This is a genomic window from Dyadobacter jiangsuensis, assembly GCF_003014695.1.
Lineage (GTDB): Bacteria > Bacteroidota > Bacteroidia > Cytophagales > Spirosomataceae > Dyadobacter > Dyadobacter jiangsuensis.
This window is the reverse complement of record NZ_PYAS01000004.1, coordinates 493,037-519,007: the sequence shown is the minus strand read 5'-3', so window position 1 is coordinate 519,007 and position 25,971 is coordinate 493,037. Positions and strand designations below refer to the sequence as shown.

Sequence of the window (25,971 nt, the reverse complement as noted above, 5' to 3'; positions counted from 1 at the left end):
TTTTCACAATAGCTGTCCAACGGTTACCACAGGTTAGCGCATTTTTAAGAACTTTGCAAATTGTTCAAAGACACCGATGCGTAAAAGACTTGAATTTATTGCCTTGTACGGGCTGGCCTGGGTCGTCATCTTCCAGTTTTTCCGGATCATTTTCCTGGCATACCATTATAAAAAGGCACTCGAACTCCCCTCTTCGCTTTGGGCAGCGAGTGCAAGTCACGGGTTACCGATGGATATTTCCTTCGCCGCCTATATTCTGGCAATCCCTACCTTATTGATGATGTTCACCGGCCAGCGCTGGGATTGGTACCGCAAGACCTTATTGATTTATACCACTATCATAGTATCCCTCATCACGCTGCTCACGGTCGTCGACCTTGAACTGTTCCGTGCCTGGGGCTTCCGCATCGACGCTACCTCTCTCCACTACCTTGAAACACCGACAGAAGCATTCGCTTCTATGGGTGCCGCGCCGGTGTGGCAGCTGGTACTGCTGCTGATCGTGTTGATTTTCCTCGTTAACCGGGTTTTACATACTATCATCCGTCGCATCACCGGGGCGTTCAGCCGGTCGCCGCTGCTGTACACGATACCGGCATTTCTCGTCATTGCAGGCAGCCTGATTATCCCCATCCGGGGCGGATTCCAGCTGGCACCTATGAACGAGAGCGCAGTCTATTTCAGCGACAAGAGTTTCGCGAACTATGCGGCCGTGAATGTACCCTGGAACTACATGCGTTCGGTATTGAATGCTGCCTATTCCAGTGAAAATCCGTTCCAATATGCGGACGACAATGAGGCAAGCGAGAAGGTAACAAGCCTTTATAACCGCAATGGCATAACCGAACAGGTTATCGACACGGTCGGCAAAAAAAATGTGCTGGTGATTATCTGGGAAAGTTTTACCGCAAAGGCCGTGGGCTCTCTCGGCGGCTTAAAAAACATCACCCCGCAGTTTGACCAGATCTCGAAAGAAGGGCTGCTCTTTACCAATATATATGCAAGCGGCAACCGCAGCGACAAAGGAATGGTAGCGATTTTGAGCGGCTACCCGGCTCAGCCTACCACATCCATTATTAAAATACCTAAGAAAACTGCCTCACTGCCCTCGCTTCCCACTATTTTCAAAACCAACGGCTGGCAAACATCCTTTTATTACGGCGGCGAAACCGAGTTCGCCAATATGAAATCCTATTTTCTCCAACAGGGCTTCGACCGGATCGTCGATATCAATGATTTCGATTCCAAGGACATGAACTCCAAATGGGGCGCGCACGATCACGTGGTTTTCAAACGGTTAATACACGACCTCGACCAGGAAAAGCAGCCATTTTTCTCTACGATGTTCACATTAAGCAGCCACGAACCGTTTGAAGTGCCGACCAAAACGGTGATCGCAGGCAACGATCCGGAGCATCTGTTCCTGAACGCATTGCATTACACCGACGAATCCCTCGGTGCATTCCTGCGGGAAGCCCAAACCAGGCCGTGGTGGAAAAACACGCTCGTAGTCATTATCGCCGACCATGGCCATCCCTTGCCGGAGACTCGGAAAGACAAGCCTTCGGAATTCCATGTTCCCATGCTCTGGCTCGGCGGCGCGGTTACGGCCACGCCCGCACGTGTGGATACGCTCGCGTCGCAAACCGACCTGGCCGCTACACTTTTAAACCAAATGCGTCTTCCGTCCGGAACTTTTGCGTGGAGCAACGACATTTTCAAAAAGGGTCGACAGGATTTTGCCTATTTCGCATTCAACAATGGCCTCGGATGGATGCGGCCCGACGGGTTTCTCGTACGGGACAACATCGGAGGGAATATCACCGAGAAAAACGGCGCTTTACCGCAGCAGGAAGAAGACCTCAGCAAGGCTTACCTGCAATCTTCTTTTGGAGATTATTTAAAGCGTTGATAATAAAGGTGTAATTTTGCAGGATATTTAAAAACAATGAAAAAAGTCGCTTTTTATACATTAGGGTGCAAGCTGAATTACTCCGAAAGCTCTTCCATCGGACGCATGTTCGAGGATAAGGGCTACACCAAAGTGGAGTTCAACGAAAACCCGGATATTTTTATCATCAACACCTGCTCGGTGACCGAGAATGCGGACAAAAAATGCCGCAAGATCGTGCGTGAGGCTCAGAAGATCAATGCGGATGGCTACGTAGCGATTATCGGTTGCTATGCGCAGCTGAAACCGAAAGAAATCTCTGAAATACCGGGCGTGGACGCGGTTTTGGGCGCTGCCGAGAAATTCCGGCTTGTGGAGCTCATCGATACGTTCGAAAAAGCGCCGTCCGGCCAGCCCGCACAGGTTATCGCTTCGACGATCGACAATGCAGTTGAATATCATACATCCTATTCACTCAACGACCGCACGCGCACGTTCCTGAAAGTACAGGACGGCTGCGACTACCCGTGCGCCTATTGCACGATCCCGCTCGCACGCGGAAAGAGTCGGTCCGACAGTATCGAGAATATCGTTAAGGCCGCACGCGATATCGCTGCGCGCGACGTGAAAGAAATCGTACTCACCGGCGTGAACATCGGCGATTTCGGCTTGCGCAATGGCGTCCGCGAAGAGACTTTCCTCGACCTGATCAAGGCGCTGGACGAAGTAGAGGGCATCGAACGGTTCCGCATTTCTTCCATCGAGCCTAACCTGCTTACCGACGAGATCATCGAGTTTGTAGCGCAATCCAAACGATTTGCCCCGCATTTCCATATTCCACTGCAATCGGGATCGAATAAGGTGCTCGGGCTGATGAAGCGCCGTTACAAACGCGAACTGTACGCCGAGCGCGTCGCGAAAATCAAATCGCTCATGCCGGATTGCTGCATTGGCGTGGATGTGATCGTAGGCCATGCGGGAGAGACAAAAGAGCTTTTCGAAGAAACCTACCGTTTCCTGAATGAGTTGGAGGTTTCCTATTTGCACGTGTTTACCTATTCGGAAAGAGAAAATACTACGGCATTAGCCATCCGCCCCATTGTTCCAAAGGCAGAACGGGCCGAACGTTCCAAAATGCTGCATATTCTTTCAGATAAAAAGAAGCGCTTCTTCTACGAAAGCCAGATCGGCAAGGCGGGTAAGGTATTGTTTGAGGATGAAGTTCAGAATGGGCAAATGCTTGGATTTACAGGCAACTACGTTCGCGTAGCGGTGAAGTACGATCCGCTGCTGATCAATGAAACGAAAGAGGTTCGCTATGATCATATTAATGCAGAGGGATTAATGGAAGTCACTGAAATTCTGGAAGAAATATTAATTCACTAGAATTCAAAGATCAATCTTACTCTAATAGTCAATTTTGATCTGAAATCAATTCTAATCTAATAATCTAATCTGGTACCGTCGACTTAAGTCGACGGCAAGGGACTAAAAAGAAATCCTTTGCTGGGTTTTAACCCGGGGATTTAAAGAGAGAGGAATCTGGAAATTTTAAAATCTTGAGAACTAGAAAAGCCCGACCATTTGGCCGGGCTTTCTAATTTATTCTTATAGTTTAGATTAAGCCTCTACAAGAAATTCATCGTGCTGGCTCACATCCAGACCTACTTTCTCATCTTGCTCAGATACGCGGAGCGGCAGGATCAGGTCAGTGATTTTCAGCAACAGGAATGAACCAGCGAATGCGAATACCGATACACCTACCAGGGCAATCACGTGGTTGATGAACAGTTTGGTTTCGCCGAATGCCAGACCTTGGTCTACTACCAGTGAGTTAACACCGCTGGTTGCGAAGATACCGGTCATCAGCATACCTACCATACCACCTACACCGTGGCAAGGGAATACATCGAGTGTATCGTCCAATGTAGAACGGGTGCGCAGGTGAGCGATGTAGTTAGAAGTGATCGCAGCGATAGTACCGATGAACAACGATGCAGGAACTGTTACGAAACCGGCAGCAGGCGTGATAGCAACCAGACCAACTACGGCACCGATACAGAAACCGAGTGCAGATACTTTCTTGCCTCTTGCAGCATCAAAAAGAACCCAGGCCAAACCAGCAGCACCGGCAGCGGTGTTAGTAGTAGCGAAAGCTGAAACCGCCAATGGAGAAGCTGTCAGGGCAGAACCGGCGTTGAAACCGAACCATCCGAACCAAAGCAAACCTGTTCCCAACAATACGAATGGAATGTTAGCAGGAGGAAGCACGTGGTCTTCGAGAAGTGACTTGCGGCGTTTCAGGTACAATGCACCAGCGAAGGCAGCCCAACCAGCAGACATGTGAACAACAGTACCACCAGCGAAGTCAAGCACACCCATTTTGAACAGGATACCATCTGCATGCCATGTCATGTGAGCCAGTGGCGAGTAGATGAAAATACAGAACAGGATAATGAAAAGAACGTAAGAGCGGAAGTTGATACGCTCAGCCATCGAGCCAGTTACAAGCGCAGGAGTGATTACCGCGAACTTCAACTGGAACATTGCGAACAAGGCGAAAGGAATCGTTCCCCAGATAGGACCATCCAATACACCTTTGAACATGAAGTGGGTTGTCGGGTTTCCTACGAAACCGCCGATGTCCTCACCAAATGCAAGGCTGAAACCGAAAACTACCCACACCACACTGATTACACCCATAGCGATGAAGCTCTGGAGCATCGTGGAAATGACGTTTTTGGTGTTGACCATTCCCCCGTAGAAGTACGCCAGACCCGGGGTCATGAGCAATACCAGCGCGGCTGATACGAGCATCCACGCAGTGTCGCCCGAATTGATGCCCTCCGTCACGATCTGTGTCGGAACATTGGGGACGAAGGCACCGAGGATGCTGATTACCAGGAGGATAATCAGTGGGATAAAGTTACGTTTTTCCATTGTAGTAAATTATTGTTATTGTATTAGATTAAGAAGGTATTCGTGTGAAATGCTGTTGTATCAGAATTTGTAAATGAATGCTAATCCGAATGTGGTTTGGCTATTTTTAGTCCATCCACCCTCTGAATCCTCGAATTGCTGCTCTTCTCCGCTGCCGCTCAGTTTAGGATAGGCATCCAGGCGGAACTCCGGTTTCACGAGGATGTGACCATCGGCAAGGTTGATGTTACCAGTCAGGGTAACTGAATTTACTTTCGTGCCCATTCCGGAACGCGTCAGCAAACCGCGCACGCCTTTGTCATTATTGAAATATTCGTAACGTGCACCGATTCCGAAGTTGTCCGTGATCGCGGTGTTGGCATACACTGCGAAACCTCCCCATGATTCGGTATCAATCGGGCCACCTGCACCCTGATAATCACCCTTTTGCGATCCGTATGCGGCATTCAGACCCAAGAGGAATTTTTCGGTTACCTGGAAGCTCGTAGTAAGGTCGAACACCTGGTAGAAACCATCCGGCTGCTTGCCGAGTGAATCCGTATTTGCTTCGTTGCTTCCGATGTAGTTCAGGTAAACGTTCCAGTTGTTAACCGGCTTGAAGTACAATTGGCTGATAATCCCTTTCGCGCGGTTGTTGTCGCCCAGACCATCCACGTTGTTCACAACACCCACCATCAACGACGCCTTGTCGGAGAATGCGTAGGTTGCTTTCAAACCGGCGTGGTAGAACGGCCCGTTGTTGAAAAGGTTAGAGAGCGAGTAGTTGAAGTTGGCCGGTGCGTCGATCACTTCGTACCCGATATGCGTACCGAACTGCCCCGCTGTCATCGAGAACTTGTCGGTAAATTTGTATGTAAAGTATGCCTGCTTAATGGCAAGAGCAGTGCTGAACAGCGCATTGCCGTAGTTACCCATGTTAGCGTTAGGTCCGAAAGTAAGGTCAACGACCGCTTCCGACTTTGCATTGGTGTAAGCGACTTTCGCCTGAACCAAGCCGAGCGAAAACTGGCCTGATTTCTGATCGAACACCCGTGCGTTGGTGGCACCCATGTTGGAGCGGGATGCAGGTTTGTTGAAATTAGCCATGTAATAGGAATCCAGATAGCCTGAGAAAGCGAACGCTCCTTTGGCCTCCTCCTCGTCCTTAGCCTCTGTTACCACCGCAGTATCGGCTTTCACCGCCTTCTTATCATCTTCCGCCTTCGCAAAACCCAAAAAAGGAACCATCAAAGATAATACTGTGCAATAGACTTTTTTCATAATTATATTCTGTTTAAGTTAATATTACTCTCCGGCTGTATTACTGGATCAAATATTGTACTTAAATTATATTTATCAAATAATCTAGTCAAATTTTATATCAAAAAATCCAATTTTCTGATTTTTATCATGTTTTTTATCGTTTTTGAAACACAAAATCGATCAAATCACACTTTTTATCAAAAATTGAAAATTTTGCATATGAACAACAAAACAGAATTTTCTTCAAAAGAAGCCATTGTAATTATTAAGAAATTTTATTATTATAATGCCATTTCCATAGCCGGATGGGCACAAAAAAAAGCCTGCGGTGTAGCAGGCTTTGCATTTTCTATATTCAGCAGGGTCTATTCACCGTGCATCCATGCTTTTTTGGCAAGCAGTGTTTCTTCTTCTTCCTCATTGTCGGGATCAGGCACGCAGCAATCTACCGGACAAACCGCAGCACATTGAGGCTCTTCATGAAAACCAACGCACTCGGTACATTTATCTGTAACTATATAGTAAAATTCGTCGGAAACAGGGGATTGCTTTTCTTTGCCACTTACGATGGTGCCGTCACCGAAGTCTACTTCATCTAAACTCGTTCCATCTCCCCAAGTCCATTCTACACCTCCCTCATAAATTGCTGTATTCGGGCATTCTGGCTCACACGCCCCACAATTTATGCATTCATCGGTTATCATTATAGCCATAGTCGCCGGATTGTTTATATTTGTTGCTATTCTTCTGTATTGGGTAACAAATATAACTATTTATAGTTTCCCAACAATCAGAAAAATAAAAACGGCACTTGCCATTTAACTTTTTAGAGTCAGAGTAGAATGATATCAAGAATTCGGAGAATAAATGCATTCATCCGTCTGGGCCAGTTCATCGGCGACGCGGTAAACGAGGAAACGATCGGGGAATGGGTAGCGGCCGCCAAGAGCAGGAACAACTGGTTTACCCCCGCCAACGTGCGACTGTCGCTGAATGCAATTGCCGAGCATTATTTGAATGAGGAAAAACTCAAAACCTGGGCCGATAGTTACCCGGAACCTGCCCAATCGCGCAAAATAGGTGTGGTAATGGCCGGAAACATCCCGGCAGTAGGCTTCCATGACGCCCTATGCGTACTCGTAAGCGGCCATACTTTACTTGCAAAACCCAGCTCCGACGACCCGCTCCTGATCCGCGCCCTGCTCCATCAGCTCATCGAAATTGAGCCGGAGTTTAAGGAGTACATTCAATTCGTAGAACGATTGAACGATTCGGACGCCTACATCGCTACCGGGAGCGACAATACGGCACGCTATTTCCACTATTATTTTGCCAAAAAGCCTAACATTATACGTAAGAACCGGACTTCGGTGGCGGCGCTTACGGGGAATGAAACGCGCGAGGAACTCAGGGCGTTAGCGACTGATATCCTGCAATATTTCGGACTCGGCTGCCGGAATGTGTCCAAAGTGTTTGTACCCTCGGGATATGATTTTACCGGGTTTTACCAGGCAATCGAAGAAATGACGGACGACTACGTCAACCACCACAAGTATTTCAACAATTACGAGTATAACAAATCGATTTACCTCGTAAACCGTATCGCGCATTCGGATAACGGCTTTTTGCTGGCGACCGAGAGCGAAGCGCTGGTGTCCCCCATCAGCGTGCTGCATTATCAGCCTTATGATTCGGTTGAAGAGCTAAAAGCATTATTGCGGGAATCGGAGGAGAAAATTCAATGCGTGGTGGCCAGACCGGAATTGCACTTACCGGAAGTCTTGCCATTCGGCGCCGCGCAAGCGCCCGGTCTCTCCGATTACGCCGACGGAATCGACACGATGGCGTTCCTTTCGGAAATAGCCTAGACCTTCCCTGCCCTTCCTGATGCCCACACGAGGAAATCAGGGAGGGCTTTGGCCCATGTTTCGGGATTGTGCATTCCTTCTTTCATTTCTACATATTTAATGTCTCCGCCCCAGGTGTACCCCTTTCGTTCCAGCTCGGCAATACATTCAAGCGTATCCTGAATGGAGTCGATCACGCCGTCGCCATCGCGGTCGTCGTATTCATCCCAGGTACCACATTGAAACCAGAAGCTGAGCGGGGCAATCTGTTTCGTATCACGTATTTGCCGGTGCATAATGCGGTCGCTTTCATCATAACCTTCGTTCAGCGCTTTTTCGCGCCACCACAGCGAGCCGGAGAAGATACCTGCATTAGCAAACACATCCGGATGGTTCCAGACCGCATCCAGCGCCATTAACCCTCCGAGCGAGAATCCCGCATAGGTAATACCATTGGTTACGGTATGATGATGATGCGCCAGATACGGCACCAGTTCTTCCAAAACAAATGATGTAGTAAGACCCGCTCTGCCCCCGCGACCTGCGTAGTCGGGCTGGTGCGCGGTTCCGTACTCGTGAATGCGTGCGTCGCTCGCATGGATGCCTGTGATCACGCACGGGACAATTTCACCGGTCGATTGCAGCCGGGCCGCCGTTTCCGCTATTTGCAATGCTTCAAAATCCTGACCGTCGTTGAACAACACCAACGGGTAGGTTTTCGACACCGAAAACCCCGGCGGAAGCAATACCGTAACAGTTACATTCCGATCCAGAAATGCGGAGTGCAGGACTGTTTTAACGGGTACTATTTCAAAAGAAGGAACGGTTGAATTCACTGCAAATGCTCGGCTACGGATGAAAATAAAACCCGAAAGTTAATAATTTGCTTCCTATGATTTGTTTTGTATATTTCATTTATCAACTATAAACCGTCTTTGTTTGGAAGAGAAGCACATTAAATACTACTCTCATCATCTCGACAAGGACGTGGAGATGCTTGTTTTCGGCAACTGGGGCTACCCTATTCTGCTTTTCCCGACGACGCTTGGCCGATACTACCAGGCCAAGGATATGGGGCTCATCGAATCCGTACGTTGGCTGGTGGAGTCCGGCAAGTACAAGATTTACTGCGTCGATACCATCGACGCCGATTCGTGGTACGGGAAGCATCTCAATCCCGAGTACCGCGTCAAGAACCACATCCAATACGATAAGTTCCTGACCAACGAGCTCGTACCTTATATAAGGAATGAATGCAATGTGGGCAAGATCGGCGTCGCAGGTTGCAGCTTTGGCGGTTTCCATGCCGCTAATTTCGCCTTCCGCCATCCCGACCAGGTGGCTTACCTGCTAAGCATGAGCGGTGCTTTCGATATCCGCGGCTTCCTGAATGGCTTTTATGATGATACGGTGTATTTCAATAACCCTGTCGATTTTATGCCCAATGAGCAAGGCTGGCGTTTCGGGCACATGAAAATCGTGCTTGGGACTTCCGACTGGGACATTTGCCTGGACAGCAACCTGCGGATGTCCAACATCCTCAACAACAATGGCATCGAACACTGGCTCGATATCCGCGGCTGGGAAAAGCACGACTGGCCGCTTTGGAACAAAATGTTTCCCGATTATCTGTCACGCCTTGTATTGCAATAGTCAAGAACACAACTCAAAACCTGCATATGAAAAAGATTGGAATCCTGTTTGGAATGGAAAATACCTTTCCGAACGCGTTTATCGAAAGAGTCAACAGCAAAGGTGAAGACGGCATTATCGCAGAGGCCGTTACCATCGATAAAGTCATACAAGCCGCCCCGAACGAGTACGCCGTGATTATCGACCGCATTTCGCAGGACGTGCCCTTTTACAGGTCCTTTTTAAAGAACGCAGCACTTACCGGTACCGCGGTGATCAACAATCCGTTCTGGTGGAGCGCCGACGAGAAGTTCTTTAACAATGCATTGGCAGAAAAACTGGGCATACCTGTGCCGAAAACGGTATTGTTACCGTCCAAACAACGTCCTGATAATACTTCCGAAACCTCCTTCCGCAACCTGGCATTCCCGATGGCCTGGGAGGAGATATTCCAATATGTGGGCTTCCCCGCCTACATGAAACCGCATGACGGCGGCGGATGGAAGAGCGTTTACCGCGTCGTGAACCCGCAGGATATGTGGATCAAGCATGAGGAAACAGGCCAGCTGGTGATGATGTTGCAGGAAGAAATCGTGTTCGACGACTATGTGCGCTGCTATTGTATAGGTCAGAAAGACGTGCTGGTGATGCCTTACGAACCACGCAACCCGCACCATCTGCGCTATGCCGCCGATTTGAAAGCCCAGGGCGAGGAGCGCGAAAAGCTGCTCGAAACCATTAAGGATTATACATTGAAGCTCAATATCGCATTGGGCTATGATTTCAATACCGTTGAATTTGCCGTACGGGGTGGCATCCCCTACGCAATCGACTTCTGCAATCCAGCGCCGGACGCCGACATTTACTCGGTAGGCCGCGATAATTTCGAATGGGTGGTGGAAGCTGCGGCGAATATGGCCATAGAAAGAGCAAAAGCGCAGGTTCCGGGGCAGATTAACCTGACCTGGGGTACATTTATTAATCAGGCAGTGAATGGAATTCCGGCAGCAGCACAAGCGGCGCCAGCGGTTGAAGCACCGGCACCTGCCGCTAAATCTGCCGCTAAACCTGCCGAACCCGCAAAACCAAAAACACCCGCTAAAACAGCCAAAACAGCTGAAAAAGCCCCCGCCGCAGCAAAAGCGCCGAAAGCTGCCGCGGCCAAGCCTGTAAAGGAAGCTACTCCTTCCGCCACCGAAGTAAAAGTAAAAGCGGTAACGCCTAAAAAGCCTGCCAAATCGCTGGGCGCTATCGCCACCGAACCCATCGCCGAAGCGGAACCCAAAATCCCGACTACCAAGGCGGCAGCCACCAAAGCGCCGGCTAAAAACTCTAAATTGAAGAAATCCTGACGAACTAAAATTCAGCCGCTTTTACATTATGGCAACATTCACCCTGGGAATTGAAGAAGAATTTCAAACCATCGACCCGGTTACCCGAAACCTCCGGTCGCATATGTCAAAGCTGGTTGAAGATGGAAAAATTACTTTAAAGGAGCGTGTGAAAGCGGAAATGCACCAGGCGGTGGTGGAAGTGGGGACGAATATCTGCCATAACATCCAGGAAGCGCGGGAGGAAGTAACCTACCTGCGCAGAATGATCCTCGACCTGGCCGAAAAACAGGACCTGCGCGTGGCCGCCGCCGGTACGCACCCTTTCGCCGACTGGGTCGACCAGCTCATTACCGACGATCCGCGTTATGACCAGATCATCGACGAAATGCGCGACGTCGCACGCGGTAACCTCATTTTCGGGCTGCACGTACACGTGGGTATCGAGAGCCGGAACGAAGGAATCCAGATCATGAATGCAGTACGGTACTTCCTGCCGCACATTTATGCATTGTCGACCAACTCGCCGTTCTGGTGCGGGCGCAATACGGGTTTTAAATCATACCGCTCCAAAGTTTTCGACAAATTCCCCAGAACCGGTATCCCCGATTTCTTTTCGAGCGCGGCGGAATACGATGAGTACCTTGCCTTGTTGATTAAAACAAATTGCATCGATAATGGCAAGAAGATCTGGTGGGATATCCGCTTGCACCCGTTTTTCAACACCATCGAGTTCCGCATGTGCGATGTGCCCATGCGTACGGATGAGACGATTTGCCTGGCGGCGATCATGCAGGCGCTCGTGGCCAAAATCCACAAGCTGCACAGCCAGAACCTGAGCTTCCGCCCCTACCGGCGAATGCTCATCAATGAAAACAAATGGCGCGCCGCAAGGTATGGCATCAGCAGCAAACTGATCGATTTCGGGAAGCAGGAGGAAGTGGAGTACAAAATCCTCATTCACGAGCTCCTCGAATTCATTGACGATGTGGTCGACGAGCTGGGGAGCCGGAAGGAAATCGAGTACATTCATCAGATTCTCGAAATGGGAACCGGTGCCGACCGCCAGCTGGCAGTATTCGAAGAAACCGGCTGTTTGAATGCCGTAGTAGATTATATTGTTTCGGAAACCAAAATCGGGCTTTGATTAGAATTAAATCAAACTTTTAACCCAAAACCCGAACTAATCAGGAACACATTTGTTTAAAATAGGTTACCCGATTCTATAACTTAACGGCCGATTTCACTGACACGAACCGGCTACCGACTAAAATGACCACTCATGAAAAGCATTTCCGGATCGCGATCCTGGACATGTACAACGGCCACCCCAACGAGGGAATGCGATGCATCAAAAAGATCATCGCCGCATTTGGAGAGCAGGAAAGCGTGCCCGTTGAATTCACTGTTTTTGATGTAAGACAAAAGCTCGAAATACCGGGAATGGATTTCGACGCGTACATTTCTACCGGCGGCCCCGGCAATCCGGCACCGGTTGGCGAGGCGTGGGAAAAGAAATTCTTTGGCTTTCTGGATAAGATATTGGCCTACAATGCGAAGCGACAAAACCGTATCAAGAAGCATTTGTTCCTGATCTGCCACTCGTTTCAAATGGCTTGCATTCACTGGCAACTGGCGTCGGTGAGCAAGCGACGTAAGACTTCTTTCGGAACTTTCCCTGTGCACAAAACGTCGTCCGGCCGCAAAGATCCGCTACTGAATGCACTGAGTGACCCTTTCTGGATCGTCGATTCACGTGATTTTCAGGTTACCCTGCCCAACCAGTTTGCATTCGATGCATTGGGTGCTAAACTGCTCTGTCTTGAAAAAATCCGCCCGCATGTGCCGCTTGAACGCGCGGTAATGGCGATCCGCTTTTCCAGCGAGATAGTAGGCACGCAGTTTCACCCCGAAGCCGATGCGGAAGGAATGCTGCGGTATTTCTTGAAGGACGATAAGAAAGAAGCGATTGTCAATGCACACGGCGAGCAGAAGTACAATGATATGATCGAGCATTTGAACGATCCTGACAAAATTTCGATGACCGAAGCCGTCATCATTCCCACATTTCTCAAAAACGCATTCAACAAAACGTTCCAGCCAGCCTATGCATAAGCAAGCCCGGGAAGCGTTCAACAACTCCTTTACGGAGAAAGGATACGAGGAATTCGTCGAATCACTCAGTTCGGCGTTTCCCGGTCAACTGGATTTCAGGGTGGCGGAAACACCCGTTTTTGTCCCCAAAGAACTGACGGAGAAAATACTCCGGGCATCGGACGAGATTATAGAAACGTTGCTATCACCGGATTTCAGGGCAAAGACCGACCGCGCTGTGCCGCCAAACCAGCACGTACCCGGCGAAAATGCGCACACATCCTTTCTGGCTATCGATTACGCTATTTGCCGGAATGCAGCAGGCGAGCTCGTGCCACAGCTTATTGAATTACAGGGATTTCCGTCGATATTTGGTTATCAGGCATTCCTGTCCGAGACGTTCAGGAAGTTTTTTGATGTTCAGTCAAACTTCGGATACCTCTTTGGCACAAATTCTTTGGATGAATATGTATCCAAGCTAAAAGCATTGATCCTCGGAGACGAACAGCCGGAAAATGTTATTCTGCTTGAAATCTTTCCTGAAAAGCAGAAAACGCGGATCGATTTTGCGGTAACGGAGCAAATGCTGGGCGTAAAAGCCATTTGTTATACCAAACTGATCCGCGAAGGCAGGCAACTATTTTACGAAAAGGACGGCAGAAAAATTCGGGTCAAACGCATTTACAACCGCCTCATTTTCGACGACCTGTTCAACTACCCCGACTTGCAGACCAGCTACCATTTCACCGACGAAGTAGATGTGCAATGGGTAGGCCATCCCAACTGGTTTTTCAGGATTAGCAAGTTTGCAATGCCCTTTCTGAACGGGGAATTTGTACCTGAGACTCGTTTCCTGAGCGACTACCAGGGTGATTTTCCGTCGGATCTTCAAAATTATGTGTTGAAACCGCTGTTCTCATTCGCAGGCTCGGGAGTGCAACTACACCTCACAAAAGCGGATCTGGAAGCCATTGCCGACCCGGAAAATTATATATTGCAGCGAAAAGTCGCCTATGAACCGGTAATCCAGGCTCCCGACGGCCTCGTGAAATGTGAAATCCGCATGATGTACGGCTGGACGGATAGCGCCGAAAAGCCCGAACTGCTCATCAGCCTCAGCCGGTTAAGCCGGGGAGAAATGATCGGCGTCCGGTACAACAAGGATTTCACCTGGGTAGGCGGTAGCGCCAGTTTTTTTGAACATTAAGAATGCATATCTCACATCGCCAGCACTTTTTCGACCATCTGGCGCAAACTTCCGATTTCCCGCTTGCCCTTGAAATTGAAAAGGCCGAGGGCGTATATATGTACGGCCCGGATGGCAAGTCATACATGGACCTGATTTCCGGTATCGGCGTGAGCAACGTCGGCCACAGGCATCCCAAAGTCCTCGAAGCCATTCACGCGCAGCTCGACAAACACATGCACCTGCTCGTCTACGGCGAGTACGTGCAAAGCGCACAAGTACAGCTTGCGAAAGCACTGGCCGACACGCTGCGCCTCGAAGCCCCTAACCCTTCGCCTTTCGGGTTGATCGACAACGTCTATTTCACCAATTCGGGTACCGAAGCAGTGGAAGGTGCGATGAAACTGGCAAAGCGGTTTACCCGACGACGCGAATTCATCTCTTGCTATAATGCCTACCACGGCGCCACACAGGGTGCATTAAGCCTTGCCGGCGCTGAGTTTTTCAAACGAAATTTCCGCCCGCTGCTGCCGGGTGTGAAGCATATTCAGCATGGATATTTGCCTGATTTAGAAAAAATTACCGGTCAAACTGCCGCCGTAATCATCGAAGTAATCGGAGGAGAATCGGGTGTACGCGTGCCTGAGGCAGATTACCTCGTTGCATTGCGCCGGAAATGCACTGAAACTGGCACTCTGCTCATTTTGGATGAAATACAGACTGGGTTTGGCCGTACCGGAAGCTTCTGGGCATTTGAGCAATACGGCATTTACCCGGATATTCTGTTGAGTGCCAAAGGAATGGGCGGCGGCATGCCGATCGGCGCTTTCATGGCATCGCAGCAGATCATGAAAGTACTGAAAACCAACCCGATACTCGGGCACATTACCACTTTTGGCGGACATCCTGTGAGTTGCGCAGCTTCGCTAGCCGCCTTGCGTGTGACGATCGACGAGCGGCTTTCCGAAGCGGCGATTGCCAAGGGTGAGTTGTTTAAAAACCTGTTAAATCACCCCGAAATCAAGGAAATCCGCGGAAAAGGCCTTATGCTTGCGGCAGAAATGGAATCTTTCGAGAAACTGAAAGCAACCATCGATCAATGCATCGAGCTAGGTGTCGTGACCGACTGGTTCTTGTTTTGCGACAATTCCATGCGTATTGCTCCCCCGTTGACGATCACTGAAGCCCAAATCAGGGAGGCCTGCGCAACCATCATTAAAGTCCTGAATTCTTGAACGATATGACCTATTCCATTCAAAATCACCATTTAAAGATCTCGGTACAGGAAACCGGCGCCGAGCTTTGTCAGATCCAGTCGACGGTAACGGGTAAAGACTTTCTCTGGAATGCCGATCCCGCGGTATGGAGCAGTTACGCACCGGTGCTTTTTCCGGTTATCGGAGCGATCAAGAATGGCTTTGTGAAATATAAAGGGGGCGAATATGCCGTGCCGCGCCATGGAATGGTACGTAACAATGCAAATGTAAAGCTGACGAATCAAGCAACTGATAGTCTCACATTTACACTAAAATACAGCGAAGAAACGCTTGCTATTTATCCATTTGAATTTGAGTTTGAGATCACCTACCGGCTGGATCACAAAAAGGTAGTTATTGACCACAAAGTGATCAATCATGGTAGTGAAGAAATGCTGTTCTCCCTTGGCGGCCACCCGGCATTCAAATGCCCGCTGCACGAGGATGAAGTTTACGAAGATTATTACCTTGAATTCGAAGCGATTGAAAACGATTCGACCTGGCTACTTGAAAAGAACGGACTCGTGGGTAACGCGACCAAACCGGTGCTCGAACATACCAATGTCCTGCATCTGAACAGCCAGCTGTTTGACAATGACGCATTGATTTTCAAACACTTGATTTCAAAACAAGTAAGTTTGAGAAGTACTAAATCCGGACAAGTCATTACAGTTTCCTACAAAGATTTCCCCTACCTCGGCATCTGGGCCAAACCAGGCGGCCATTTCGTGTGCATTGAACCTTGGCTAGGCATCGCCGACAGCGCCGATTCGGATCAGAATTTCGAAACGAAGGAAGGGATTTTGAAGCTGGAAGCGGGCGGTACGTTTGATGCCGGTTTCACTATTGAAATCAATGAATAGCTTGTCGCCCGAGCAGTCGAAGCTGGTAGATTTTATCACCAAAGCCTATCCGATGCCAGCCAAAATGGCATCGGAAGTTTCGGAACGGTTCTATCCGCTGCGTATCAACAAAGGCGACTTCCTGCTGAAAGAAGGTTCCGTTTCCAATGAATATGTTTTCCTCACGGAGGGCTACATGCGTTCGTTTGCCACTGATCCTGACGGGAACGATATCACTACCAGTTTTCACGGTCCGCAACAGGTGGTATTTGAGATAACTTCCTTTTTTCATCGCATACCCTCGCGCGAAAATATCCAGGCGCTCATGTCATGTACGGGCATTGCGATCACCTACGCGACGCTCAACGAGCTGTTCCACGCCTTGCCGGAGTTCCGCGAATTCGGCCGGAGCATTCTGGTTCGGGGATTTTCCAGTCTGAAATCCCGCATGTTATCGACCATCACCGAAACCGCCGAAACCCGCTATCTGCAACTCCTTCAAAGCAACCCGGATATCTTTCATCACGCCCCGCTACGCACGATAGCCTCCTATCTCGGCATCACCGACAGCTCCCTGAGCCGGATCCGGAAGGAAGTTTCAGAAAAATAAGGGCAGACGTAATTAATTGCCAAATGGCAAGATTCCCCGGAGGACGATTGGTTTAATTCGCATAAAAACCAATCATCGTTATGAATATCAATCCATTAATACTCCCTGCCCTATTTGCAGCGATCGTCATTGCAACTTGGCTCATGCTCTATCGCGCGATTTCGGCACCGAAATTACACTGGCTTCTGCTCCTTGGCTGGATGCCGTTGCAAATGCTGCTGAGTGCAAATGGCTTTTACCTCGATACCACCAGCCTGCCTCCGCATTTTGCACTGGCAATGGGTCCGCCGGTGATTTTCATCACCTATCTGGCAGTTTTCCGACGCAAAATGCTGGTCGAAACCAGTTCGTTGAAACATCTAACCTTACTCCACACCATCAGAATAGCGGTGGAGCTTGTGTTATTTTGCCTTTTCCAAATGGGAGAAATCCCCAAACTGATGACGTTTGAAGGCAGCAATCCGGATATTCTTTCGGGCATCACCGCTCCATTGATTTGGCTGGCTTATCAAAAGGGGCTGGTCGGGAACCGTGGGTTGCTTGTTTGGAATATCGTTTGTGTCGGTTTGCTGCTCAACATCGTCGTCAGCGCCATTCTCTCTGCGCCTACGCCGTTACAGCAATTTGCCTTCGATCAGCCTAATGTCGGGATATTGAAAGCGCCGTATGTTTTGCTACCGGCATTCATCGTGCCCGCGGTGCTGTTTTCGCATGTTCTGGCTATTTTGAAGTTATCCAGCGGTGTTGTTACATCCCTGCGGGATTTACGGTAAGGGTGCTCGTATTCGATTTGCTACCAATGTTACGTCGCTACGCGACTTGGCATCCGACTACTTACACCACCTCATATCTGAGGCATCAAATGCCGTAGGCATGTAATATTGGTAGCAAACATGCCACATGGAAAGCCGTCAAATGCCGTAGGCATGCAACAACCAAGCATCAGATTTGCAATCCGGCAGAAAGCCGATTATTTCCAATTCAATCGCCAACAGATCACTACCCAACTTATGCAAATTGCGTTCGATCATCTTGGCTTCTTCATAGGGTGGTTTAGGTAAAAAAAGAAGCATTACAGCATACCAATAAAAAAAGCCCCGTCACCGGGGCTTTTAACTCTTTCACAAATCAGCGATTATCAAACGGTCGCTTCGATTTGCGCATTCAATTTATCTTCAAGGGTTGTTTTGGGAACAACGCCTACTACTTTATCTACCAGTTGGCCGCCTTTGAAGATCATCAGCGTAGGGATACTGCGGATACCGAATTTTGCAGGTACCGAAGAGTTCATATCCACATCCATTTTACCGATAACCGCCTTGCCATCGTATTCACCGGCGAGTTGCTCAACAACCGGACCGATCATTTTACAAGGCCCACACCACTCAGCCCAGAAGTCAACCAGTACTGGCTTATCGCCCTGGATCAGTTCGTCGAAGGTGCTATCGGTAATTTCAAGTGCTTTTCCCATGTTTTAAGTGTCTAAATGTTATTTATCAATCTGGGTTAATAAGGAATATTATTATTTAAAAGTTCCTTATTTAATTTAATACAAATCAGTTTAAAAAGAATTTCACTCCCAGAGAGCCACGCAGCACTTTAAACAGCTCATTACTAGGCGCTACACGGTAACCGCGTGACAACATTTCGACTTCCAGATGCGTCTCCGGGTCCTTCACCGTCATGCTCACCTGGCACCCGCCGGGGTAACTTCCAAAGGTTTCATTGAGCACGTGAATGAACTGTGCGTCGATCTGATCCAGCGTAAGGTTGATCCTGATTTTCCGGCACATCTTCTCCATGATCTCCGGCAGGAGCTGTATCTGCGAAATCTTGAACTCAAACTGATCCTCCTGCTTCCAGCGGTTCTGTACTTTACCTTTGATGTACAAAAACTGGCCTACTTGCAGGTAGTTCTTAAACCGGATATAATCCTCCCCGCCGATCAGCATCTCCATTGCACCCTGGTAGTCCTCGATTTTGAAGATCATAAACAAGCTGCCGTTTTTCGACATTCTTTCCTGCGCACTCGTGACAATCCCCGCCACGTTGATTTCCTTGCCGTAATACCGCGGCGCACGCTCACCATCATGGATTTCCAATACTTTGTCTACGGTGCAAGTGCAGAAATTGTCTAGCTCCGTGCGGAAAGTATCCAGCGGATGGCCCGAAATATAGAAACCGACCACCTCCTGCTCGTACCGGAGCTTGGCCAGATCGTCCCAAGGCTCAACAGATGCTGGCTTGGGTTTCGCAAAGTCCGCAGCGACTCCCGACACGCTAAACAAGTCTATTGTTGCAGTACCTTGAACTCTGTTAGCATACTTGATAAGCTTTTCTATAAATGTTGCACTATCGCCCGGCTCTACAGCAAAATATTGAGCTCTATGATAGTCAGTAAAACAGTCGAATGCACCTGCGTATGCAAGACTTTCCAATGTTTTCTTATTCACTGTTCTTAGATTGACGCGCGTCATAAAATCGAACACATCGTTGAATGGGCCATTTTTAGTCCTTTCTTCAATAATCGATTCTACGGCAGCATCGCCACTACCTTTTACCCCTGCAAGCCCGAAACGAATTACCCCACTTTTATTCACGCTAAACTGGCGCTCCGATTCATTGATATCCGGGCCTTTAAGAGGTAGCCCTAGGTTTTTACATTCCTCCATAAAGAATGTAATCTTATCAATACTACCCAGGGAGCTGGTCAAAACAGCAGCCATATACTCAGAGGGATAATGCGCTTTCAAATAGGCCGTTTGGTAGGCCACAAAAGCGTAACACGTCGAGTGGGATTTGTTGAATGCGTAGGATGCAAATGCTTCCCAGTCGGTCCATATTTTTTCCAGCTTCTTCGCGTCGAGGCCCTTTTCGGTGCCGCCTTTCATGAAGTCGCCTTTGAGCTTGTTCAGCGTTTCGATCTGCTTCTTACCCATCGCCTTCCGCAGCGTATCCGCCTGGCCTTTCGTAAAGCCGGCCAACTTCTGCGACAAAAGCATTACCTGCTCTTGATAAACGGTAATTCCATAAGTATCAGCCAGATACTCTTCCAATTCGGGCAAATCATATGTTACTTCCTCCTGCCCATTCTTCCGGCGGATAAAGTTAGGAATGTAGGCGATCGGGCCCGGACGGTACAAGGCGTTCATCGCGATCAAGTGCTCGAAACGATCCGGGATGAGGTCGCGCATGTACTTCTTCATCCCGTCGGATTCGAACTGGAATATCGCGTTGGTTTCACCGCGTTGGAACAGTTCGAACACTTTCGGGTCGTCAAGCGGCACGTCGTCGATCACAATATCTACTCCGTGGTTATTCTTAATCATCCGTAGGGCCTCCTTGATGATCGAAAGGTTTCGAAGCCCCAAAAAGTCCATCTTGATTACACCGGCATCCTCGATGATTTTTCCTTGGTATTGGGTAATCAAAAAGTCGGAGTCCTTAGATGTGCTCACCGGGATAATCTCGGTCAAATCGCTGGGTGCGATGATGATACCGGCCGCGTGGATACCTGTATTTCGCACGGTACCTTCGAGCCTGCGCGCTTCTTGTAAAACGCTGGCTTGCAAATCACTACCCAATGCAATGGTGCGCATCCGCTTTACATTCTCCAGTTCGTCGGGGGAAATGCCTTCCTTCTTCATCAAACTACCCTCCCCTTCCAATGGCGCTGTGAAAATGCGGTTCAACGTCATATTATAAGTAGGCTTGTCCGGCACCAGCTTCGCGAGCATGTTCGCATCAGGTAGCGGCAGGTCCATTACCCGTGCCACATCCTTGATCGCCGATTTGGCGGCCATTGTGCCATAGGTTACGATCTGCGCAACCTGGTTATAGCCATATTTTTTTACCACATAATCGATCACCTTCTGACGGCCATCGTCGTCGAAGTCGGTATCGATATCGGGCATGGAGATACGGTCGGGGTTAAGGAAACGCTCAAAAAGGAGATCGTACTTGACCGGGTCGATATTTGTAATCCCGATCGCGTAGGCTACCGCGGAACCCGCCGCCGAACCACGGCCGGGACCGATAAACACGCCCATTTTGCGGCCCGCGTCGATAAAGTCGGCCACAATGAGGAAGTAACCCGGAAAACCCATGTTCCGGATCGTTTGCAGCTCGAAGTTGAGCCGTTCCTCGATTTCAGGCGTGACTACTTCATATTTCCTCCGCGCGCCCTCAAACGTAAGGTGCCGCAGGTATTCCCATTGGTTGAGCACATCCGCAGTAAGCTCCTTTTTACCCACCATTTCCGACAACGTATGCGTCTTAAATTCGTCGGGAATCGGGAAGTTGGGAAGCAGAATGTCTTTCCGGAGATCGAGCGTTTTGATTTTATCTACGATCTCATTGGTATTGTCCAGCGACTCGGGCAGGTCGTTGAACAGTTGCAGCATTTCGCTGGTTTTTTTGAAATAGAACTGATCATTGTAGAATGCGAAGCGGGAGCCTTTTGGAATCCCCTTCTCATCATCAAAATCCTTGGCAGACGGCGTACTTTGCTTGTCTCCCGTGTTGATACAGAGCAATATATCGTGCGCGTTCCAATCGTCGCGATCAACGTAATGCGAGTCATTCGAGCAGATGATCTTCACATTGTATTTCCTCGCAAACTTGATAAGCACCTCATTCACAATATATTGATCCCGAATATCATGACGCTGCAATTCTACATAGAAATCATCCCCGAACAGATCCAGCCACCACCGGAATTCCTTTTCCGCCGCCTCTTCGCCCTGACGAATAATCGTCTTCGGGATCATCGCACCGATACAGCAGGTAGTAGCGATCAATCCGTGGTGATATTTCACGATCAACTCCTTATCGATCCGCGGATATTTACCATACATCCCCTCCATGAAGCCCAGCGAGCACATTTTCACGAGGTTTTTGTAGCCGATCTCATCCTTGGCAAGAAGCAGCTGGTGAAAACGAACGTCCTTCTTGTCTTTTGTAAACTGCCGTACGTGCCGGTCTTCCACCACATAAAACTCGCAACCGACGATCGGCTTGATGCCCTGCTTGTTCCCCTCGGCCACAAATTCGAACACCCCGAACATATTACCATGGTCGGTGATGGCGACGGCGGGCATATTGTCCTCCTTGGCCTTTTTGAACAGCTTTTTAATATCGGCAGCACCATCGAGCAGCGAGAACTGTGTATGACAGTGCAAATGTGAAAATTGCATATTAAATGGGTTGTAATGGGTATGGCAGCCTTGTTGAATCCGGGTCAGCGATCAATGCTCTTCCGCTTCTTCGTACAATACATAATTCATATAATCGGTAAAGGGTTTCAGCAATTGAATGCCTTTCAAAACCAGGTTACCGAAGTCTTTGGAAGCCACCTCTTTATCGGTATACCGGTGCATGAAGAAAAGTTGTTTGCGTTTCAGCAGCGCTATTTCCGGGTGATCTTTGGAATAACCCTTAGGAACTGTTTTGAGGCTTTCTCCGTGTATTTCAGGAAAATAACTGTGAAATTCCTTTTCCTCAATGATCGATTTCAGCTCATGTGCATTGTAATCGATCTCCTGACGATAGCGGGCCAGCTGCTCGGTAGTTACCTCCCACATACCGCCGCCCAGGAACGTCTGATCGCCCGGTTGAACTTGCAGGTAATAGTCAATTTTCCCGGAACTCTTCCCGCCCGGACCAATGCCCGCAGCCAGATTTTTCTTGTACGGATCCTTGTTTTTCGAAAAACGGACATCGCGGTAAATGCGCAGCATACAATCTTTGACTTGTACATTTCCGAGGTCTTCGAACTTCCCTACCTCGGTGATCAGATAGCCGACCAGCTTTTCCATATCCGCCTTCGCGGCTTCATACAATTTTTTATTTTCCTGAAACCACTCCCTGTTATTGTTTTCGGCTAATTGACTGAGAAAGTGCAGCGTTTTAGAATCCATGTCGTGTTGGTGAAGGTATAAAATTCAAATTTACTACGTTTTCTGGTTCAATTTAACGAATTTTGGGATTAAGAAAAGGCTAATGCCCACCTGATAACGCTAACCTGTTGATAGCTATGAATGTGCAGTATTTGTCGAATGAGAAGGGAGAAAGAACTGGTGTTTACATCTCCATAAGGGACTGGGAGGACATACAAAAGAGACTGGGTGAAACAGACTTTTGGGATGAACTGCCTGATCATGTAAAGGATGGAATAGATCGAGCGCAGAAGCAGGCGACGGCAGGTCAGACGAAGCCTCACGAGGAAGTGATGGCCAAGTACAGCAAGTATTTATGAGCTTACCCATTCATTGGTCGGAAGAAGCTCAAGACACTTTTGACGACATCATCACACACTTAGAACTGAATTGGTCTGAAAAAGAGGTTCGTAAATTCTTTCGGACAACCAGGGACGTTCTGAAACAAATATCGTTGTTTCCCTTGATGTACAAAGCTTCCAAATCAAGAAGGGAAATACGCAGAGGATTTCTCACAAAACAATGCTCTTTGTTTTATGAAATTAAAGAAGACCATATCCTCTTGCTGTATTTCTGGGACAATCGCCGTAAACCAACATCACGTAACTAAGTATCAATAGTAATAAATGGCCAGAATCCTAACAGGCATTCAAAGCAGCGGGCGACCTCACCTGGGTAACATCCTGGGAGCCATCAAACCTGCGATCGAACTCTCTAAAAATCCCCAGAACGAATCTTTTTTCTTCATTGCCGACCTCCATTCGCTCACAACGCTGAAAAACGGCGTGGAACGTGGTGAGTATGTCCGCGCAATTGCGGCTACCTGGCTCGCATTCGGATTCGATTACAAAAAAAATGTTTTCTGGCGCCAGTCGCGGGTGCAGGAGCATACCGAGCTTAACTGGTATCTGAACTGCTTCACACCATTCCCGATGCTGGCAAATGCAACGTCATTTAAAGACAAATCGGAGAAACTGTCGGATGTAAATGCGGGACTATTCACCTATCCTGTCCTGCAAGCGGCTGATATTCTGCTTTATAATGCGAATATCATTCCGGTGGGCAAGGATCAGAAGCAGCATCTTGAAATGAGCAAAGACATCGCCAACCGCTTCAACATTCTGGCGGGTGAGGATATTCTGGTGCTGCCCGAGCCCAAGATCGACGAGCGCATTATGACGATCCCGGGCCTCGACGGCCAGAAAATGAGCAAGTCGTACCACAATTACATCGATATTTTCCTGCCGGAGAACGAGCTGAAAAAGGTAACGAAAAAGATCCTTTCCGACTCGAAACAGCTCGAAGAACCGAAAGATCCGAATAACGATATCACATTCCAGCTTTATAGCCTGGTCGCAAAGGAGTCGGACGTCGAAACGATGCGCCAGAATTACCTCAACGGCGGCTACGGTTATGGACATGCCAAGCAGGCGCTTTTTGAATGCTTTCTAGAAGTGTTTGCTGAGCCGCGCCGCATTTTCAATTATTATATGGAAAATACGGAGGAGCTGGAAGGCATTCTCGTGGAGGGCGAAGCCAAAGCACGCGAAATCGCTCAGGAAACAATCGGCAAGGTTAGAAAAGTGCTCGGTTTTAGTTCATGACGGATGCGGTACATAGCATAGTCCGCGCCGACCAGGAGCTGTTTTTATGGCTCAATGGCCACCACACGCCCTGGCTCGACACGGTGATGTACTGGGTTACCTATAAATTCACCTGGGTGCCGATGTACGTGGTGCTCATCGCATTGACAATCCGCGCCGAGGGCTGGAAAAAAGGTGGCTTCATCATCATTGCCGTAATATTGGCGGTTGCCGTGGCCGATAAGGTTACTTCCGGATTCATGAAGCCCTACTTTTTGAGGTTACGGCCCTGTCACGATCCCACGATCACCACGGTAATGCACCACGTAACCGACTGCGGCGGCCTCTACGGCTTCGCTTCATCGCATGCGTCAACAAGTTTTGCATTGGCGATCGCGTGGTTCAGCTTGCTTCGAAAGAGCGTGCCGCAAATGGCATTTTTGTTCCTTTGGGCGGTCGTTTACGCATATAGCCGCGTATATGTAGGGGTGCATTACCCGCTCGATATCCTCGTCGGAGCTCTCGTCGGGTTGCTGGTCGGATACTGCTTTGTGCAGCTTTATTATATTTTTTTAAAAAGATACTATCTTAATTAACTGGTTTTATTTAATTTTGCGCAAATTTTAGTTTGGCCATGGGTTCATTCAATACAGTAAAAATATTTTCGGGGAGTCAGTCCGAATATTTGGCCAAAGACATTGCCAGGTATTATGGTAAGGAACTGGGAGGCTACACGTTGCGGAAATTCAGCGATGGTGAGCTGTCGCCAAGTTTCGAGGAGTCGATCAGGGGTTGTGATGTGTTTTTGATCCAATCTACGTTCCCTCCTGCCGATAACCTGATGGAGCTGCTGCTGATGGTGGATGCGGCCCGTCGTGCTTCGGCACACTATGTGACGGTGGTGATCCCCTATTTCGGCTACGCTCGCCAAGACCGAAAAGACAAGCCTCGCGTGGCCATTGCAGCGAAAGTCGTTGCAAACCTCCTCACGGCAGTAGGAGTTGACCGCGTGATGACCATAGACTTACACGCCGGACAGATCCAGGGCTTTCTAGACCTGCCTGTCGACCACCTCGAAGGAACCTCGATTTTTGTTCCTTATATCAAATCCCTGAACCTCAAAAATCTGCTGATCGCATCGCCCGACGTAGGCGGCGCCGCACGTGCACGGAATTTCGCAAAGTTCCTGAACGCGGACATGATCCTGTGTGACAAGCACCGGAAACGCGCCAACGAAATCGCCAGCATGCAGGTGATCGGAGATGTGGAAGGGATGGACGTAGTGCTGGTAGACGACCTGATCGACACGGGTGGTACGCTTTGCAAGGCAGCCGAGATTATCATGGAGAAAGGTGCGACGTCCGTGCGGGCGATCAGCACACACGCGATTATGTCGGGCAAGGCGCATGAAAATATTGCCAATTCGGTGCTGGAAGAGCTGATTGTAACAGATACTATTCCTCTTAAGCAACAGAATGAAAAAATCCGCGTACTGTCTGTTGCAGAAATTTTTGCAAAGGCAATAGGTCGGATCCGCGATCACGAATCTATTAGTTCATTGTTTATAAATTCTCAGTAAAT

At 48.8% G+C, this 25,971-nt stretch carries 23 protein-coding genes; 16 read left to right on the top strand and 7 right to left on the bottom strand.

The features are described from left to right. The first annotated feature begins 76 nt into the window (after window positions 1-76). Together CLV60_RS10625 and mtaB are read left to right on the top strand one after the other, a co-directional pair. A complete protein-coding gene (locus CLV60_RS10625; RefSeq protein WP_106595346.1) occupies window positions 77-1,912 on the top strand; it encodes an LTA synthase family protein in 1,836 nt (611 codons plus the stop codon). A 36-nt stretch (window positions 1,913-1,948) separates the two neighbouring features. Further along, window positions 1,949-3,277 carry a tRNA (N(6)-L-threonylcarbamoyladenosine(37)-C(2))-methylthiotransferase MtaB gene (gene mtaB / locus CLV60_RS10620; RefSeq protein ID WP_106595345.1) on the top strand — a complete coding sequence of 443 codons (1,329 nt, stop codon included), beginning with the start codon at window positions 1,949-1,951 and terminating at the stop codon, window positions 3,275-3,277. A 234-nt stretch (window positions 3,278-3,511) separates the two neighbouring features. Here mtaB and CLV60_RS10615 read toward each other — a convergent pair whose 3' ends face one another. The 3 genes from CLV60_RS10615 to CLV60_RS10605 form a co-directional block, all read right to left on the bottom strand. Continuing rightward, window positions 3,512-4,831, bottom strand: a complete 1,320-nt coding sequence (locus tag CLV60_RS10615) for an ammonium transporter (RefSeq protein ID WP_106595344.1) — start codon at window positions 4,829-4,831, stop codon at window positions 3,512-3,514. A 60-nt stretch (window positions 4,832-4,891) separates the two neighbouring features. Then, window positions 4,892-6,091 (bottom strand): porin, encoded by a 1,200-nt coding sequence (locus CLV60_RS10610; protein ID WP_106595343.1) that lies wholly within the window; start codon window positions 6,089-6,091, stop codon window positions 4,892-4,894. A 347-nt stretch (window positions 6,092-6,438) separates the two neighbouring features. Beyond that, the gene (locus CLV60_RS10605) at window positions 6,439-6,786 is read right to left on the bottom strand and encodes a 4Fe-4S binding protein (RefSeq protein WP_083769031.1); all 348 of its coding nucleotides are present in this window, start codon (window positions 6,784-6,786) and stop codon (window positions 6,439-6,441) included. Window positions 6,787-6,915: 129 nt separating this feature from the next. Here CLV60_RS10605 and CLV60_RS10600 point away from each other — a divergent pair, with 129 nt between their 5' ends. After that, window positions 6,916-7,941 (top strand): acyl-CoA reductase, encoded by a 1,026-nt coding sequence (locus tag CLV60_RS10600; protein ID WP_106595342.1) that lies wholly within the window; start codon window positions 6,916-6,918, stop codon window positions 7,939-7,941. Here CLV60_RS10600 and CLV60_RS10595 read toward each other — a convergent pair. Next, complete coding sequence (locus CLV60_RS10595) at window positions 7,938-8,756, bottom strand: alpha/beta hydrolase (protein WP_229210910.1); 819 nt, start codon at window positions 8,754-8,756, stop codon at window positions 7,938-7,940. The two genes, CLV60_RS10600 and CLV60_RS10595, sit on opposite strands and share 4 nt — an antisense overlap. Window positions 8,757-8,859: 103 nt before the next feature. Here CLV60_RS10595 and CLV60_RS10590 point away from each other — a divergent pair, with 103 nt between their 5' ends. From CLV60_RS10590 to CLV60_RS10550, 9 genes are all read left to right on the top strand, one after another. Further along, window positions 8,860-9,573 carry an esterase family protein gene (locus tag CLV60_RS10590; protein ID WP_106595341.1) on the top strand — a complete coding sequence of 238 codons (714 nt, stop codon included), beginning with the start codon at window positions 8,860-8,862 and terminating at the stop codon, window positions 9,571-9,573. Window positions 9,574-9,599: 26 nt separating this feature from the next. Beyond that, complete coding sequence (locus CLV60_RS10585; protein ID WP_106595340.1) at window positions 9,600-10,904, top strand: ATP-grasp domain-containing protein; 1,305 nt, start codon at window positions 9,600-9,602, stop codon at window positions 10,902-10,904. 28 nt (window positions 10,905-10,932) lie between these two features. After that, window positions 10,933-12,030: a carboxylate-amine ligase gene (locus tag CLV60_RS10580; RefSeq protein ID WP_106595339.1), complete on the top strand. Its 1,098-nt coding sequence runs from the start codon at window positions 10,933-10,935 to the stop codon at window positions 12,028-12,030. 125 nt (window positions 12,031-12,155) lie between these two features. After that, entirely contained in the window at window positions 12,156-12,998 is an 843-nt protein-coding gene (locus CLV60_RS10575) for a type 1 glutamine amidotransferase (RefSeq protein ID WP_106595338.1), read from the top strand. Beyond that, a complete protein-coding gene (locus tag CLV60_RS10570) occupies window positions 12,991-14,184 on the top strand; it encodes an ATP-grasp domain-containing protein (RefSeq protein WP_106595337.1) in 1,194 nt (397 codons plus the stop codon). Before CLV60_RS10575 ends, CLV60_RS10570 begins: the two co-directional genes overlap by 8 nt. 2 nt (window positions 14,185-14,186) lie before the next feature. Then, the gene (locus CLV60_RS10565; RefSeq protein WP_106595336.1) at window positions 14,187-15,398 is read left to right on the top strand and encodes an aspartate aminotransferase family protein; all 1,212 of its coding nucleotides are present in this window, start codon (window positions 14,187-14,189) and stop codon (window positions 15,396-15,398) included. A 5-nt stretch (window positions 15,399-15,403) separates the two neighbouring features. Continuing rightward, window positions 15,404-16,282 carry an aldose 1-epimerase family protein gene (locus CLV60_RS10560; protein WP_106595464.1) on the top strand — a complete coding sequence of 293 codons (879 nt, stop codon included), beginning with the start codon at window positions 15,404-15,406 and terminating at the stop codon, window positions 16,280-16,282. Next, complete coding sequence (locus CLV60_RS10555) at window positions 16,275-16,871, top strand: Crp/Fnr family transcriptional regulator (RefSeq protein WP_106595335.1); 597 nt, start codon at window positions 16,275-16,277, stop codon at window positions 16,869-16,871. The genes CLV60_RS10560 and CLV60_RS10555 overlap by 8 nt, the downstream gene beginning before the upstream one ends. Window positions 16,872-16,951: 80 nt before the next feature. Next, window positions 16,952-17,644, top strand: a complete 693-nt coding sequence (locus CLV60_RS10550) for a DUF8737 domain-containing protein (RefSeq protein ID WP_229210909.1) — start codon at window positions 16,952-16,954, stop codon at window positions 17,642-17,644. A 365-nt stretch (window positions 17,645-18,009) separates the two neighbouring features. Here CLV60_RS10550 and trxA read toward each other — a convergent pair whose 3' ends face one another. The 3 genes from trxA to CLV60_RS10535 form a co-directional block, all read right to left on the bottom strand. Beyond that, on the bottom strand, window positions 18,010-18,342 hold the full coding sequence (gene trxA, locus CLV60_RS10545; RefSeq protein ID WP_090157505.1) for a thioredoxin: 333 nt from the start codon (window positions 18,340-18,342) through the stop codon (window positions 18,010-18,012). Between the two features lie 85 nt (window positions 18,343-18,427). Then, the gene (gene dnaE, locus CLV60_RS10540; protein ID WP_106595334.1) at window positions 18,428-22,066 is read right to left on the bottom strand and encodes a DNA polymerase III subunit alpha; all 3,639 of its coding nucleotides are present in this window, start codon (window positions 22,064-22,066) and stop codon (window positions 18,428-18,430) included. A 51-nt stretch (window positions 22,067-22,117) separates the two neighbouring features. Then, window positions 22,118-22,789 (bottom strand): DUF2461 domain-containing protein, encoded by a 672-nt coding sequence (locus CLV60_RS10535; protein WP_106595333.1) that lies wholly within the window; start codon window positions 22,787-22,789, stop codon window positions 22,118-22,120. Window positions 22,790-23,123: 334 nt separating this feature from the next. Here CLV60_RS10535 and CLV60_RS35005 point away from each other — a divergent pair, with 334 nt between their 5' ends. From CLV60_RS35005 to CLV60_RS10510, 4 genes are read left to right on the top strand one after another with little or no spacing between them, the layout of a single operon-like run. Further along, window positions 23,124-23,417, top strand: coding sequence for a type II toxin-antitoxin system RelE/ParE family toxin (locus CLV60_RS35005; protein WP_106595331.1), 294 nt, complete (start codon window positions 23,124-23,126; stop codon window positions 23,415-23,417). Window positions 23,418-23,433: 16 nt separating this feature from the next. Further along, complete coding sequence (gene trpS, locus CLV60_RS10520; protein ID WP_106595330.1) at window positions 23,434-24,411, top strand: tryptophan--tRNA ligase; 978 nt, start codon at window positions 23,434-23,436, stop codon at window positions 24,409-24,411. Then, window positions 24,408-24,986: a phosphatase PAP2 family protein gene (locus CLV60_RS10515; RefSeq protein ID WP_106595329.1), complete on the top strand. Its 579-nt coding sequence runs from the start codon at window positions 24,408-24,410 to the stop codon at window positions 24,984-24,986. Before trpS ends, CLV60_RS10515 begins: the two co-directional genes overlap by 4 nt. 38 nt (window positions 24,987-25,024) lie before the next feature. Then, window positions 25,025-25,969, top strand: coding sequence for a ribose-phosphate pyrophosphokinase (locus CLV60_RS10510; RefSeq protein WP_106595328.1), 945 nt, complete (start codon window positions 25,025-25,027; stop codon window positions 25,967-25,969). Window positions 25,970-25,971 lie beyond the last annotated feature (2 nt).

Bases quoted from the DNA above. Each gene is read 5' to 3' on its own strand.
- CLV60_RS35005 (WP_106595331.1), top strand. From the start codon at position 23,124: ATGAGCTTACCCATTCATTGGTCGGAAGAAGCTCAAGACACTTTTGAC.
- CLV60_RS10535 (WP_106595333.1), bottom strand. From the start codon at position 22,789: ATGGATTCTAAAACGCTGCACTTTCTCAGTCAATTAGCCGAAAACAAT.
- CLV60_RS10565 (WP_106595336.1), top strand. From the start codon at position 14,187: ATGCATATCTCACATCGCCAGCACTTTTTCGACCATCTGGCGCAAACT.
- CLV60_RS10610 (WP_106595343.1), bottom strand. From the start codon at position 6,091: ATGAAAAAAGTCTATTGCACAGTATTATCTTTGATGGTTCCTTTTTTG.
- CLV60_RS10580 (WP_106595339.1), top strand. From the start codon at position 10,933: ATGGCAACATTCACCCTGGGAATTGAAGAAGAATTTCAAACCATCGAC.
- trpS (WP_106595330.1), top strand. From the start codon at position 23,434: ATGGCCAGAATCCTAACAGGCATTCAAAGCAGCGGGCGACCTCACCTG.
- CLV60_RS10570 (WP_106595337.1), top strand. From the start codon at position 12,991: ATGCATAAGCAAGCCCGGGAAGCGTTCAACAACTCCTTTACGGAGAAA.
- CLV60_RS10600 (WP_106595342.1), top strand. From the start codon at position 6,916: ATGATATCAAGAATTCGGAGAATAAATGCATTCATCCGTCTGGGCCAG.
- CLV60_RS10585 (WP_106595340.1), top strand. From the start codon at position 9,600: ATGAAAAAGATTGGAATCCTGTTTGGAATGGAAAATACCTTTCCGAAC.
- CLV60_RS10510 (WP_106595328.1), top strand. From the start codon at position 25,025: ATGGGTTCATTCAATACAGTAAAAATATTTTCGGGGAGTCAGTCCGAA.
- CLV60_RS10560 (WP_106595464.1), top strand. From the start codon at position 15,404: ATGACCTATTCCATTCAAAATCACCATTTAAAGATCTCGGTACAGGAA.
- mtaB (WP_106595345.1), top strand. From the start codon at position 1,949: ATGAAAAAAGTCGCTTTTTATACATTAGGGTGCAAGCTGAATTACTCC.
- trxA (WP_090157505.1), bottom strand. From the start codon at position 18,342: ATGGGAAAAGCACTTGAAATTACCGATAGCACCTTCGACGAACTGATC.
- CLV60_RS10625 (WP_106595346.1), top strand. From the start codon at position 77: ATGCGTAAAAGACTTGAATTTATTGCCTTGTACGGGCTGGCCTGGGTC.
- dnaE (WP_106595334.1), bottom strand. From the start codon at position 22,066: ATGCAATTTTCACATTTGCACTGTCATACACAGTTCTCGCTGCTCGAT.
- CLV60_RS10615 (WP_106595344.1), bottom strand. From the start codon at position 4,831: ATGGAAAAACGTAACTTTATCCCACTGATTATCCTCCTGGTAATCAGC.
- CLV60_RS10550 (WP_229210909.1), top strand. From the start codon at position 16,952: ATGAATATCAATCCATTAATACTCCCTGCCCTATTTGCAGCGATCGTC.
- CLV60_RS10605 (WP_083769031.1), bottom strand. From the start codon at position 6,786: ATGGCTATAATGATAACCGATGAATGCATAAATTGTGGGGCGTGTGAG.
- CLV60_RS10575 (WP_106595338.1), top strand. From the start codon at position 12,156: ATGACCACTCATGAAAAGCATTTCCGGATCGCGATCCTGGACATGTAC.
- CLV60_RS10555 (WP_106595335.1), top strand. From the start codon at position 16,275: ATGAATAGCTTGTCGCCCGAGCAGTCGAAGCTGGTAGATTTTATCACC.
- CLV60_RS10515 (WP_106595329.1), top strand. From the start codon at position 24,408: ATGACGGATGCGGTACATAGCATAGTCCGCGCCGACCAGGAGCTGTTT.